The sequence below is a fragment of the Snodgrassella sp. B3882 genome, from assembly GCF_026535915.1.
GTDB lineage: Bacteria > Pseudomonadota > Gammaproteobacteria > Burkholderiales > Neisseriaceae > Snodgrassella.
This window is the reverse complement of the sequence record NZ_JAFNPF010000005.1, coordinates 14,842-28,116: the sequence shown is the minus strand read 5'-3', so window position 1 is coordinate 28,116 and position 13,275 is coordinate 14,842. Positions and strand designations below refer to the sequence as shown.

At 34.2% G+C, this 13,275-nt stretch carries 18 protein-coding genes and 1 pseudogene; 2 read left to right on the top strand and 17 right to left on the bottom strand.

Annotation, left to right across the window (positions count from 1 at the left end; translation table 11 throughout):
• Nucleotides 1–276: 276 nt before the first annotated feature.
• The 15 genes and pseudogenes from J3U68_RS10105 to lptM form a co-directional block, all read right to left on the bottom strand.
• Complete coding sequence (locus J3U68_RS10105; protein WP_267376635.1) at nt 277–900, bottom strand: SMI1/KNR4 family protein; 624 nt, start codon at nt 898–900, stop codon at nt 277–279.
• Nucleotides 901–1,799: 899 nt separating this feature from the next.
• Nucleotides 1,800–2,006 carry a polymorphic toxin type 47 domain-containing protein gene (locus J3U68_RS10100; RefSeq protein WP_267376670.1) on the bottom strand — a complete coding sequence of 69 codons (207 nt, stop codon included), beginning with the start codon at nt 2,004–2,006 and terminating at the stop codon, nt 1,800–1,802.
• Between the two features lie 514 nt (nt 2,007–2,520).
• Complete coding sequence (locus J3U68_RS10095; protein ID WP_267376632.1) at nt 2,521–2,889, bottom strand: hypothetical protein; 369 nt, start codon at nt 2,887–2,889, stop codon at nt 2,521–2,523.
• A gap of 8 nt (nt 2,890–2,897) precedes the next feature.
• Nucleotides 2,898–3,281, bottom strand: coding sequence for a restriction endonuclease fold toxin-2 domain-containing protein (locus J3U68_RS10090; RefSeq protein WP_267376629.1), 384 nt, complete (start codon nt 3,279–3,281; stop codon nt 2,898–2,900).
• Between the two features lie 16 nt (nt 3,282–3,297).
• A pseudogene (locus J3U68_RS10730) lies at nt 3,298–3,354 on the bottom strand (hypothetical protein); the annotation flags it as partial.
• A 105-nt stretch (nt 3,355–3,459) separates the two neighbouring features.
• A complete protein-coding gene (locus tag J3U68_RS10085) occupies nt 3,460–4,005 on the bottom strand; it encodes an SMI1/KNR4 family protein (RefSeq protein ID WP_267376627.1) in 546 nt (181 codons plus the stop codon).
• The gene (locus tag J3U68_RS10080) at nt 4,002–4,397 is read right to left on the bottom strand and encodes an HNH endonuclease (RefSeq protein WP_267376625.1); all 396 of its coding nucleotides are present in this window, start codon (nt 4,395–4,397) and stop codon (nt 4,002–4,004) included. Before J3U68_RS10080 ends, J3U68_RS10085 begins: the two co-directional genes overlap by 4 nt.
• A 122-nt stretch (nt 4,398–4,519) precedes the next feature.
• Nucleotides 4,520–5,191, bottom strand: a complete 672-nt coding sequence (locus J3U68_RS10075) for a hypothetical protein (RefSeq protein ID WP_267376622.1) — start codon at nt 5,189–5,191, stop codon at nt 4,520–4,522.
• Between the two features lie 471 nt (nt 5,192–5,662).
• The gene (locus J3U68_RS10070; protein ID WP_267376619.1) at nt 5,663–5,866 is read right to left on the bottom strand and encodes a hypothetical protein; all 204 of its coding nucleotides are present in this window, start codon (nt 5,864–5,866) and stop codon (nt 5,663–5,665) included.
• Between the two features lie 86 nt (nt 5,867–5,952).
• Entirely contained in the window at nt 5,953–6,285 is a 333-nt protein-coding gene (locus tag J3U68_RS10065) for an SMI1/KNR4 family protein (protein ID WP_267376616.1), read from the bottom strand.
• 262 nt (nt 6,286–6,547) lie between these two features.
• A complete protein-coding gene (locus J3U68_RS10060) occupies nt 6,548–7,216 on the bottom strand; it encodes a hypothetical protein (RefSeq protein WP_267376613.1) in 669 nt (222 codons plus the stop codon).
• Nucleotides 7,213–7,659: a hypothetical protein gene (locus J3U68_RS10055; RefSeq protein ID WP_267376611.1), complete on the bottom strand. Its 447-nt coding sequence runs from the start codon at nt 7,657–7,659 to the stop codon at nt 7,213–7,215. Before J3U68_RS10055 ends, J3U68_RS10060 begins: the two co-directional genes overlap by 4 nt.
• 102 nt (nt 7,660–7,761) lie before the next feature.
• Nucleotides 7,762–8,004 (bottom strand): hypothetical protein, encoded by a 243-nt coding sequence (locus J3U68_RS10050; protein ID WP_267376609.1) that lies wholly within the window; start codon nt 8,002–8,004, stop codon nt 7,762–7,764.
• Nucleotides 7,995–9,221, bottom strand: a complete 1,227-nt coding sequence (gene lysA, locus J3U68_RS10045; protein ID WP_267376607.1) for a diaminopimelate decarboxylase — start codon at nt 9,219–9,221, stop codon at nt 7,995–7,997. Before lysA ends, J3U68_RS10050 begins: the two co-directional genes overlap by 10 nt.
• The gene (gene lptM, locus J3U68_RS10040; protein WP_267376604.1) at nt 9,214–9,384 is read right to left on the bottom strand and encodes an LPS translocon maturation chaperone LptM; all 171 of its coding nucleotides are present in this window, start codon (nt 9,382–9,384) and stop codon (nt 9,214–9,216) included. Before lptM ends, lysA begins: the two co-directional genes overlap by 8 nt.
• 126 nt (nt 9,385–9,510) lie before the next feature.
• Between lptM and cyaY the strand changes: the two genes are divergently transcribed.
• Together cyaY and J3U68_RS10030 are read left to right on the top strand one after the other, a co-directional pair.
• Entirely contained in the window at nt 9,511–9,855 is a 345-nt protein-coding gene (gene cyaY / locus J3U68_RS10035; protein WP_267376601.1) for an iron donor protein CyaY, read from the top strand.
• A gap of 14 nt (nt 9,856–9,869) precedes the next feature.
• Nucleotides 9,870–10,769, top strand: a complete 900-nt coding sequence (locus J3U68_RS10030) for a LysR family transcriptional regulator (protein ID WP_267376598.1) — start codon at nt 9,870–9,872, stop codon at nt 10,767–10,769.
• 28 nt (nt 10,770–10,797) lie between these two features.
• On the opposite strand, the gene J3U68_RS10025 is transcribed toward J3U68_RS10030, so the two are convergent.
• Nucleotides 10,798–12,030: a hypothetical protein gene (locus J3U68_RS10025; RefSeq protein WP_267376595.1), complete on the bottom strand. Its 1,233-nt coding sequence runs from the start codon at nt 12,028–12,030 to the stop codon at nt 10,798–10,800.
• On the bottom strand, nt 12,000–13,199 hold the full coding sequence (locus tag J3U68_RS10020; protein WP_267376593.1) for an ATP-grasp domain-containing protein: 1,200 nt from the start codon (nt 13,197–13,199) through the stop codon (nt 12,000–12,002). The genes J3U68_RS10025 and J3U68_RS10020 overlap by 31 nt, the downstream gene beginning before the upstream one ends.
• Nucleotides 13,200–13,275: the final 76 nt, after the last annotated feature.

Here is a 13,275-nt window from a genome sequence, read left to right as displayed (position 1 = left end):
CACTGCATCTGGATTAGATAAAGTTTCTAATTCTTTTTTACTACCTAATCGACCCAATCGTTTTTAGCCAATTTTCAGGTTCCATTTGAAGCTTCTTTTATTGTTTTCGCTGTATGATTTCTAGCTCTTTTAGAAGGATACCCTTTATGCACCAAAATTCTCTTTCAGTAACATAATTCTCATTATTTCTAAGAACTAAAATTAAAAAGCCTCCTTATAGGCTTTTTATTTAGATTTGAAATCATGTTTTGAATGCTGAAAATTTTCAGAGCTTATTTATTTTATAATTGGCAGTAAGTTATTTTTGGCTCTTCTTTGATTCACTTTTTTTAATTCATTATCATCTAACTCTTTTAATTGTTCTTCTGTCATAAAAATTTCCCATAGAATTTCTCTATTTTCCCATTCCTTTTCCTCTTCATCTTTATCGTCATACAGCTTATTCAACAAGTCATTTAGATTATCAGCAACATATTCCAATTTATAATATTCATATTCGTATTCATGATCTGGAACTAGTAATCTATTCTCAGCAATATATGATATTTGTTCATGATCCCAAAAAATGATTTTCGGATTCTTTTTTTCTGTTCTAAAATCATAACATAGATAATCACCCCCAGCTCCTCCAGCAAAGGGAATAACGTTGGCAGGGAGTTTATCCTGAATCCAAGAATAATGTTCAAGTATGTTGTTTGCGGAATCTAAATTGAAATTGAGTAATTCACCAAAACTTTTACCTTTTAGTTTTTCTGTATCAAAAGTATTCGGTTCAGGCGCACCATTATTATATTTTAAAACAATTTCTTTTAACTCTATTGGGAAAGATATTGCTAATTTAGATTCAACTTGATTGATAAAGTTCACATCGTTTAATTTTTTGACGAATTTCCATTGCATATTGGTCTTTCTACGGTTGCATTGAGATAAGAACTACTTTTTTACTCTTTTTTTGTTTTGTTGTAGTTGGTTTTTTTTAAAGAAATTAAGCTCGAGTGATTGGTCTTCGTTATCCTCATTGTACGCTTGAATCCTTTCTTGAATAACAGAATGCTTTTCCTCATTAGTAAGAAGCCTATATAGATGCTTTTATCATTTCTGCTTATTCTTTACTTATATTTTTTTTTAAATTTCAAGCAGTTTTGGATTAACCAAAGCTGCAATTTTATATGAATCTTAAGCTTCTTTAAATAGCTTTGGCAGAGGATAATTGTGAAAATTTAATTTCTCTATATAGGATAAAACTACGCTATTTTCAATTTTAGCAGCTAAATTATTGAAATTTTTCCAAGTACAATCTATACACTCATCGATCATTTTTTTAATGCCCATTATCAAGACCAGACTGGAGATAATTTCTAAAACCACTTAATTTTAAAGCAAATATCCAACTGAAGGAAAAAGTACACTCATTTTCATCAGTTTTTAATTTGGTAGAATTATCATTTCCAATTAATAAATGCCCATTTATTTTAAAGGTTGATATATATATTAAATATTTTATTTATTATATCATTCGCTTCATTTCCTGAAATTATTTTATAATCTAACTTTAATAAAGTAGTGGCATTTTGCAATTCATCTATTTTATTTTTCATTTTATGCTATTTTTAATTTATATGATTTTGTAGCAGATACTTCATCAACGAATATATGCCCTCTAATCCTATTTTTCCCTTTTTTAGGTGATTGATATTCTATATGAGGTGAATGAGGTCCTTTTCCTAATTTCCATTTGGTTTAACATTATTCCATTCTGGAATATCTATATTCACCAGAGCACCTTTAGACCCTAGATATTACACAGGAATAGCCTCTCCCTTTACATCTATACCCCACTTAGTTACTTCAAAATCCTCTTCAGGTATTCCTGTTCTTATAAATAATTCATCTAATGCATCTCTATAATCTGCTCCTCCCCTCATAGCCATATCTTTAGTCTCATCAAAAGCCCAATTGTTTCCTTCAAGTCCTTCCCCTTTACCATACCCATTAAGTACAAAAATTCCTTCTTCGGTAACATAATAGTTTTCGTTATTTCAAAACTCAAATAAAAAAGCCTCTTTAGAGGTTTTTTTAAATTATTCATTTATAGGAATATTCATATCTTTCATACAATTCTTTAATATTTTACTGATGTAATTGCCTTTGTTTCTTGAAATACAAGCTGCGACATATGTTAATGGTGCAAGATAAAATAAACCTTTATAATTAGGACCTGTCAATACAGGCATATGATAATAGGCATTTTTTTATCTTCTAAATCCATATACCATTTACCACCTATCTGTTTCCTAAAAGTCTCCCCTATATATATTGCTTATGAATCCAATAATTTAGGCTCATCTATTAGCTCAGAACTATCTATAAAAGTACTTAAAATTCAGTTTTCGAGTTCATCCAAAGACTTAATACTATAATTTAGGGTTAAATTATTTTCTCTAGCGAATTCATTAGTAAATGAATCCATTTTAGTATCAATATAAAATATCCATTCTTGAAAATTATCTTGTGTAAACACTATGAAAATTTACTTATTATAATATTTTTATTCGTATTTTCATCTAATTTTTCAACAATATCATAACTTTCATCATAGATAATTATTTCTTCATCTTTAGGCATAAATTTCCGGACCCATTTTGAAAAAGTATAGCCCCACTCAACATCATTTGTTTCAAAATAAACGCAATTTAATGTTTTGTCTAACATACCCTCAATATAAATTGAATCATTAATTTTAATTGACCATTCCAAACAAAACTTACGATTTTCATTATTTATTTGCTTTATTTCTATTTTTGCAAAGCCTTTTTCCAATGATTCTATAAATTCTGATTTATTAATTTTCCATTCCTTTACCTTATAAGGTGAAATAAATGCTTTCATAATTAATTTTATTTTTTTACTGTAACACTATCAAAAATGTTAAATTTATCCATTAAACTCTCAAAATAACTCACAGAATTTTCTGTATTAGTTATAAGCTCTAATCTTTCTAGAGGGTTAGAGGAATCATTCATAACCTGAGAATATCTGTAAAATTCATCTTCTATTTTAGCTTGTAAAAACTCTGGAGCTTCACTACCTTTAACATAAGGGCTTCTAGCTTCATTCCTAACATATTCCGCATTTTGTACGATTGTTCTTGTCTCATTTATTTCCATCAGTCCATACCCTTTCTCCTCCGCCAGAATTTTGACACTCAGTATCACCGACAGTTCTACTCTGATATTTTCCAGCTTCTCCACTAGCCACATTATTTCTAGTAGGTAAGTCATGCTTATACTCATTATGCACCAAAATTCCTTCTTCGGTAACATAATAGTTTTCGTTGTCCTGTACATCAAAATTATATAGTTTTTAAATCAAAAGAAGGGAATAAATCATCTCTTTTTTCTTGTTAAGTATAATCTTATCAAAATGAAAATACCTAATACGATGCAAAAAAATATATTATCAATTTTTTATTATATAATCAGAAAATAAATCATCAAAATCATCAGAGGTATGAATAGTTTTTCCTTCTTTTTCAACTCTCTCTAATTCTTCTTTAGTTGGTTTCTCACTAGGAATTAAAAAATCTAAAAATTTCTTTAATGAATCACCTACTTTAGTCGGGTATTTTTTATTTCCTTCAAATCCCCAATCATCTTCTTCATGAAACCAATAATAAACTTCTCCTGTTTTGTTATCCATACATAATAAATCGCCTCCATCAATGATTCCTATTGGGAGCATGTTTTCTGGCATTCTTTTTAAATAAATAGTATATACAGATTTAAAATTCTCAAATTCTTTATTTGAAAAGCCTAATAAATATGCAAGATTAAAATTTAATTTTTTTTTCTTGTAATATGTATAGAGAGGTTTTGCTGCATTATAATTAATTAATATTTTTTTGAAATCTGGATAAATACTAAACTTTAAATTTAATTCCAATTGTTTTAAAGTTTTCTCATTTGATAACTTGTCTACTTTATTTAAACTATTTAATTTATTCATAATAATATATTTAATGGTAACGTTCCGTTTTTTAATCCTGAGGCTCCTCCTGTATGAGGAAATTTATTATGTATATTTTTAGGTATAAGCTGCATTGTTTTCCCATCTTCAACATGATGCCACACATAGCCATCAGGTGTACTTGATAATCCTGCTTGCTTATTAGCTAATGCTGAATCATGACTATAATTACCATTCATTCCTGGAACTTCTACATCTTTTTTAGAATATGGTGAAAAATCTGGATATCCACCTACATTATATTTTACAGTATTTCCTTTTTTATCGGTATAACTAACACTTCCATCTGCATGTTTAACTGTTTTAGAATGATCAAAATTAGTATTTGTATTACTTGGTTTTCTAAGTTTATTATTATACCCATTATGCACCAAAATTCCTTCTTCGGTAACATAATAGTTTTCATTATCTCGAACATGAAAATTATAATTTAACCATTTCGTATGTTAAATTATTACAGTATTTATTAAATCTATGCTCAACTTTTTTTAATTTATATTTTATTAATTTGATTAACTACACTTTCAAATTGTTTTTGAAATTCTTCTCTAGAGTTTTTTAATTTTTCCCTATAATTACTAATTATTTCATTTAAACAAGGAGAATTATTTAATTTTGCAGCAATAATACCTATGCAAGATCTATATGGATAAAGAAAACGAAAAGGAGATATTTCTTTAATATGACTATTCAATAAATAATCGATTTTTTGAATAGAAGTATTATATTCAAAAAAAGGTAAAATATATTCATTTATTCTTTTTGGAATTACATTTGATAATAATTCAGCATCGCTATTATTTTCGATTAAATAAATAACTTTACTTCGATTAGGACCACCTATAATTACATTATTTTCTTGATATGCAATTATTACACCTATATTTGCCGACAATGTCTTTATGTCATCGTATTTTATATCTGTATATCTAATTGAACCATAATAAATATCTTCAATTTCCTTAATTTTTAGCTCTGCCTTAATTTCTACTTGGATATTTGTATCATGAGCGTAAAAGAAAAAAGAGATAATTTGTCTATTGCTCGATGAATCTTCTCTTATAAAAGATTCTTTTCTATTGTCATAAATAAATCCTCTTTTTTTTAAAAGATTTTTCGTATTATTTATCAATACATTTTTAATATAATCTAATTTTAAATTCATGATCTCGTTGTTGTGTTTGTTATCTTACCCGTATCCAAATTTACTTGACTAAGTCTGTCTGCTATATCGTTTATTGAAATGGTTGTTACTTTTAAATGATTAGATTTTTTCCAGTTCAAACGATATGCTCTCCATTCTCCAGATCGTTGTTGATTTGTGGTTAAGGTCCCGCTCCCTGTTTGAGTTTCATTCTTAAATTTAGAGCTTTCTTCTAAACTACATCAATGCCATCAAAGACAGTTTTTGCCATCTCTAAACTTTCCTGAAACTTGTTGCATTAGATCATTATTAAGAAATTCATTTGCTAATCCTACAGAAATAATTTTTTCTCCATCTTTCTAATAGTCTCATTCTTATTTACTAGAGAAATTTGTACTTCAACATCTTTATTCTACCCATTATATACCACCGGACATTTTTTAATTACCGTATAGTTTATTGTTTTGAGTGCTGAAAATTTTCAGAGCTTATTTATTTTATAATTGGCAGTAAGTTATTTTTGGCTCTTCTTTGATTCACTTTTTTTAATTCATTATCATCTAACTCTTTTAATTGTTCTTCTGTCATAAAAATTTCCCATAGAATTTCTCTATTTTCCCATTCCTTTTCCTCTTCATCTTTATCGTCATACAGCTTATTCAACAAGTCATTTAGATTATCAGCAACATATTCCAATTTATAATATTCATATTCGTATTCATGATCTGGAACTACTAATCTATTCCCTTCAATTTCTGATATTTGTTCATGATCCCAAAAAATTATTTCTGGATTATTTTTTTTGTTCTAAAATCATAACATAAATAATCACCTCCTGCTCCAACAGCAAAAGGAATAACGTTGGCAGGTAGCTTATCCTGAATCCATGAATAATTTTCAAGTATGTTGTTTGCGGAATCTAAATTGAAATCTAGTAATTCACCAAAACTTTTACCTTTTAATTTTTCAGTATCAAAAGTATTAGGTTCAGGCATACCATTATTATATTTTATAACAATTTCTTTTAACTCATTTGGGAAAGATATTGCTAATTTATGTTCAACTTGATTGATAAAGTTGGCATCGTTTAATTTTTTGACGAATTTCCATTTCATATTATTATCTCTTGTCCCATATATAATCCTATTTTGGCATGATTAGCATGAATAAACTCATCTACTAACCCCATTACTCCTTTTTATTCATTATGATGCCTTAATGCATCAGGATTCGGCTTACCAGTTATAATGTTATTAAGCTTCCATCATCGTTGAATTTATACCCATTATGCACCAAAATTCCTTCTTCGGAAACATAATAGTTTTTGTTATTTCGAAGAATTAAGTAAAATTATATGGTAATAGCCTCACTAATCTCTTACAATTCTTTATACCCAAAATTTATCTGAACACATGCGTCAAAATAAGACCAGAAATTTATATTATACTCAGGCTTTTCATCTTTCCACCAAATTAGGTATTGATAATTTCCATCAAAATTATTAATACATATATATCCTCCAGCTCCATTATGAAATATATAATAGGTATTTTTTAAATCAATTTCAGGAATATCAATTTTTTCTAAAATTCCCCACTCTAACTCATCTAAATATTTTATATTTTCTATTGATACAAATCCAAGAGCTCCATTTATAGTATCATTCCAGCCATTATGTATTTGTTGATAGAATATAGCTATTTCTTGAGGCATTTTCGCTAAAAATGAACTATTCTTACATGGCAATTCTCCTTGATAAGTGATGATATCACCATTGCTATCAAAAATGTATATCATTTTAATTTTTTTATTATGCTCTATTACACATACATTAATTAAATCATTAGATAGAATTTGATATATTTTTGATAGTTTCTCTTTAAAAGAATTCCAGTAATTTAATATTATTTTTTTCTTCTGCTCGTTATTTGTCTCCAATATTATTTCTTTCCAAACATTAGGTAATAAATCAAATTTTATATGTTCTTTATTTATTAAAACAACATTTTTTAAATTATTATCCTTCAAAATTTCTAGGATATTCATTGTTCACCTTTTAAAAAATTATTTATCTGTTCTTGTAATTCAATTTTTAAATTTTTTTGATTTTCTATCATCTCCTGCCTAAATGTCTCATCTACTTTTATTTTTTCTTTCTTATATTCAGTCCATTCTACAAATGATTTACTTCCTTTAGAAGTGTTTGCAGTCGCACTTAAACCAATAAAATTTTTTTCATTATTTAAAACTTCCAACTGCTGTTTTTGTGTCAGTTTTCCGAAACCTTCCATTCTAGTAATTTCATCCATTGATACAATATGATCTGCAGGCAAATTTTTATCTATTGTTAAATTAGGTAAAGCGAGATCTTTCATAGTAAGAGAAACATCTTTATTTACACTTTTTTGTATTGCTCTACTTGGTGTTTTACTTCTTAAATTATCATATTCTGCTTGAGTGATTTGTCTTTCTCTATACCCATTATGCACCAAAATTCTTTCTTCGGTTACATAATAGTTTTCGTTGTCCTGTACATTAAAGTTATAAACTTTTTCATAATTGGGTAACGTTTCTATGCTCAGAATGGTTACTTAATTGCCGTCTTTATTTTGCAACAGGTCGCCTGCTTGTAACACTCGGGCTTCTATCCTTTCTCCGTTAGTGTAGAAACGGTGTTCAGGCGATATTCGTTGCACTTCGCCACCAGTAACTTCCAACCCACACATTTGCATGCTATATCGCTGATGAGTAACTAAAATGACCATCCGCTTTATTTGTTCGGTTTGTATTGCTTGAGAATAGGTCAATTCTGATGAGGGCTTGATTACAGGCAAGCAATTTCTGGAGCGAGTAGGTAGGGTATGGACTCTCGCTGCCGAATAAGACGATGCTTAGGGCCATTTACTAACACTTCGGCTGCGCGACCGCGAGTATTGTAGTTGCTCGCCATACTGGAAGCGTAGGCACCGGTACTTTGTATTAACAGTAGATCGCCAGCTTCTGCTGCGATAGACCGATCTTTAGCCAGAAAATCACCGCTTTCGCAAATGGGACCGACCACATCGGCTTTAAAGGTATTTTTTCTGTCTGGATTGATATTGATGATGCCATGATAAGCCTGATATAAAGTGGGGCGTAATAGATCATTCATGGCTGCATCAACGATGACGAAGTTTTTTTCTTCGTTTTGTTTGATGTATTCAACGGTGGTAAGTAGTCCGCCGGCTTGACCTATGAGGCTACGACCAGGTTCAAGGATTAGTTTGAGGTGACGACCGCTGAATAGTTTGGTCACTGCTGCCGCATAGGCGGATAAATCCGGAACGTTTTCATTTTGATAAACGATGCCGATTCCACCGCCTAAGTCTATATGTTGAAATTCAATTCCTAGAGTTGAAAGCTGATCAATTAGCACGAGCATGCGTTCTGCAGCTTCAACTAATGGGCTCAGATCTGTCAGTTGTGAGCCTATATGACAATCTATACCGATGATGTTGAGATGCGGTAAGCTAGCAGCATGTTGGTATGCGCTTATGGCTTCGGTATAAGCTATGCCAAATTTATTGGCTTTCAGACCGGTAGAGATATACGGATGGGTACGGGCATCAACATCTGGATTGATGCGTAGTGATATTGGTGCGCTCAGCCCCATTTTTCCCGCGATGGTGTTGATGCGCTCAAGTTCGGGCAGTGACTCTACGTTAAAACAGGAGATATTTTCTGACAGGGCAAATTCTATTTCAGCTGCGCTTTTGCCAACACCGGAAAAGATGGTTTTAGCCGGATCGCCACCTGCCATTAATACACGCTGCAATTCTCCAGCAGAAACGATATCGAAGCCACTACCCATTTGGGCAAAATGGCGCAAGATGGAAAGATTACTGTTGGCTTTGACCGCATAGCAAATTAGCGGTTGTAAAGATGAGAAGGCTTGCTGATATTGATCAAACGCTGCGGTCATTGCCTGTTGGCTGTAGACGTACAAGGGGGTGCCATATTGTGTCGCTAAGTCGCGGTAGGAAACTTGTTCACATTGAATTGAATCAGTCATTTTCGGGTAATTTCCTCTGATCAATAGGTTCTATGGAAAGACCAGTCTGTACGGGACCGAATTTGGCTTTCCCTTTTTCTTTTGGAAGGTATAAATCGCCTTTGTAACCACAGGCGGTGAGCAGGCAGGCTGTCAGCAAAGTTAATGTTAAAAGACGAGACATGTGTAAACTCTCATTATAGGAACTGCTGTTTAGTTGAAAATACCCAACATAGGTGTTGCGGATATTTACTGGGATTTGCTTCTATTATATGGCAAGATTAGGTTATGTTTGTAAGAAAGTGTAGGGATGACGGTAAGTAAAATGACTGAAAGTGAATTTATACAGTACAGTGATGATTTGTTTGGTTATATTGAAGAAACAATTGAAGATCATGGCTGGACGTTGGATTGTGAATATGGTGGTAATGTTTTAACGATTGAATCAGAAGATGATGAACAGGTTGTGGTCAATCGTCATGTGGCGACTCAGGAGTTGTGGATCGCAGCCCGTAGTGGTGGTTATCATTTTGCCTTCAAAGACGGTCAATGGCGATCAGCACGGGATGGCAGTGAATTTTTTGCTATGCTAAATCAGGTGTTAACGGCAGTTTGTGGTGAGGAAGTTGCGATTCCTACTTTTATTGAATTTTAAGCGATGAGTATTGTATGTTACACACTTTGATTAAGCATGATTTAAAAGCTTTACAGGCTTTTGTGGCTATTGTGGAATGTCAGGGTGTAACCGCAGCGCAAAAGCGTCTGAATATGTCGCAATCTGCCATTAGCACTCATCTGGCTCACCTTGAAGAAAGTCTGGGCGTGGTGCTGTGTCGGCGAGGTCGTTCGGGTTTTGCGCTGACTAAGGCAGGTCACCAGTTATATGAAGCTTGTACTTTGTTGCTGCAAGCTACGACTGAATTTCATCGTGAAGTACAAAATATTAAATGGCATCGCTCGGTTTTATCTGGAACGTTGCGTATTGGGCTGGTTGAATTTTTGCCTGCTGATTTTCAACGTATTTTTAACCGTGTCATTGCTAGTGCTTATCAACATTATCCGGAGTTAAGGTTATCGATTGATATCTGTGCGCCACAGGATATTGAAATTGCTATTGCCAATAATCAGATGGATTTTGGGGTTGGATATTATGATAGTCTGCTAAAAAATCTACAGTATCAGTTGGTATTTGAAGAGCGTGAGTATATTTATTGTCATGCTTCTCATCCTGCGGCTAAGCTTAAGGATTTGACGTTAAATTTGCTCATTGAAGAATATCAATGGGTCAAACGTACTTATGCACACCAGCAGCAAGGTAATGGTCTGATGACTGGCAATACGACTGCGGTAGCGCATAAGCAGCAGGCAACGCTGATGTTTATTCTGGCGGGTAGTCATTTAGGTTTGTTATCTGAAGAAGTGGCGGCACCTTATGTGCGCAATGGGGAGTTGATACCCTTGCTAGTACAACAAGCTGCCAATATTGTTAATTATTTTGCTTTAACTCGTCCTACACCGGATCCACGGGTAAATTGGTTTCAGGGTGAACTCAGTGGTTTATTACCATAATAAGATGTGAACCCAGCTGGCAATAAGCTTAAAATGATTTTTTGGTGACGAACGGGGCGATAAGGGTATTGATGGTTTTTGCCAATGTTTGCAAGATTGCACGCTGTGATAATGGCAAATGGTTGATCCAAACTGCTGCATATTCGATATGGGTTTGTGCGCCGCGTAAAGATTTGAATTGGTCGGCTCCTCCACTGCAATGTAAGATGCCTTGATGCTGTTCTGCTTCTAAACTGACTTTAAGCATGAGGCGACGATAAAGCCCTTCTTTAGTTGGTTGAGTAAGATCATAGCCAAATAGTGGTGTAGTAAATATATGATCGCGCCGGACGATACCGACAAAACCACTCAAAGGAGCAGGGTTGGAGGAGGGGGGATGATTGGGATGGTGTGTTTCATTGTTAGACTGTGATACTGATCTTAACCCATAGAATTTCATGAAGCCTGTAGCAACGGCAGTTTTAAGATACGACAAGGTGAACTCTGGGTTAAATTCCGGGTATTTGCCCCGATATAGCTGGTTATATAAAAACAGGCTTCTTTCAAAATCAGCATCACTGAAGTCCTTGCCTTCGATCCATTCTGTGGACGCTGCCTTTTTTCTTTCAAGACTTAAATCTCTTTTATTGTGTGAGCGCTGACGCCATGAACCATCCTGAATGTTGTCGGCAAGCCAAATTTGTCTGGTTGGGATCAATAAAAAACCATGGTGTTGTAATTTTGTTATGATGTCTTCATGCAAAACAGGGGTAAGTGAACGCACAAATATTGGCAGATGCCCCAGCTTTTGGTCGATAGCCTGTTTTTCTAACGCGGTAACAGCGTGAATGATGCTGTGTGCAGTTCGTTGTTGCGGGTACAAGGTGGTGGGTAAAAACCAGTTTTCCACAAAGACACCTCCGCCCAAGCCACTACGCTTTAATAAGAATTCGGCCACATGGGATAAGCCATTAAACAGGCGACGACTCACTGTTGATGTTGGGATCAATTTTAGTTCAGCTCGTACCGCAGGACCAAAACTATTCAGTAGACTGCAAACCCAACTGATGTAAGGATCGTTGCTGGTGTTCCAGATAGCTGGCAACTCTTCTCCATCCATATTAATGCTGGTTACTTTAAACGGTGCATTGGTGACATAGGTGTCGCCGTGCAGACATAGCTGTCGGGTAAATTCCTGACAGGATGGCGATGCAGTGGTGGCGTATGGTGTATTTAGCATGGTTATTTGTTTTATCCAAAAGAAACCGGTGTGCCATCCCATTCAATATCTAACGTTGTTGCGCTTAATGGATCAGTGTGAAAGGCCACAGCGCGAAGCAGAAATTCAGCTGTAGGAAACAATTGGCTTAGAGATGGCAGCATATCCTTGCGTTCCCACATGACATCATGTGCATGCATAAAGTCACGCCAAAAGGTTTTTTTGAACCATGAACGACTCATTGTCGGATTCATCAGCATACCCCAATTGTGCATGGCCGGTAGCATTTGTTGCATATTGAGTTGGTCTAGCGCGACAGCTCTATCGGGATTTAAAGCAGCATGGACAATGTTTGTCTGCTCTGCTTCAGGTAGCTGTAAAAGAAAGTGAATACCACTAGTGGCACGTGGATTACATTCAATCACATATATTTCACCATTTGAGTGTTGAATAAAATCAAATCCCACTTGTCCATGATATTTGGTTTGCGCCGCAAAGTGTTCGACAAACTGGTGAATTTGGTTTTCATCTACAGGTTCAAAATAAATACCCGCACCCTGACCAATGCGATATTTTGGGTGATAACAGCTATGAGCAATGATCTGACCATGACGGATGATGCTATAACTACAATATTCTTTGCCGCTTATAAACTGCTGTGCCACCCAGGGGTATTGTGGACAGGCCTGAAGCTCGCTGTAGTCAATTGTTTTTGGACAAAGCAAGGTTTTGGTAGCAAAGCGTGAAAAAGCCGGTTTAAAAACCCATTGGCTATCGGCTATAAATTGTTGCTGTTTAAATGTATTGAATGAAAGTTGATCAGTGAGTAAAACGGTTTCAGGGGTGGTCAGTGACCAGTTTTGCGTCATTTGGGCAAATAAGCCTTTGTGATGCAATTGTCTTAATAATGTGATGGTGCTGGTAAAAAGTTGACAGGGGTGAGCCTGTTGAATCAGTGTTTGAGCAGATGCCAGATAAAACACTTCTTCACAAGTTGGAATAATGGCATCGATCTTTTCACGTTTCAACAGTTGTAACAGCTGCTGTAGCCATTGCTTCGGTTGTTGTTTTGGCTTGGGCAGACAAGTAAAGGTGACGCTATATCGACTGAAACGGCTTGGGGCAAAGAGTAAGCTGTCTGCCGAATGCACCCTATAGCCAGCCTTCGCCAGTAGCCGTGCCCAGGTTAGACTGGCGGGTGATCTGGCACCAAGAATAAGAATATTGTGCATAGATGAATGGGTATTTTAAGAAGATAATATTGGATGCAGTTAGCTGTTGTTATAGCTGGGTCAGCTGCGAGGTTAG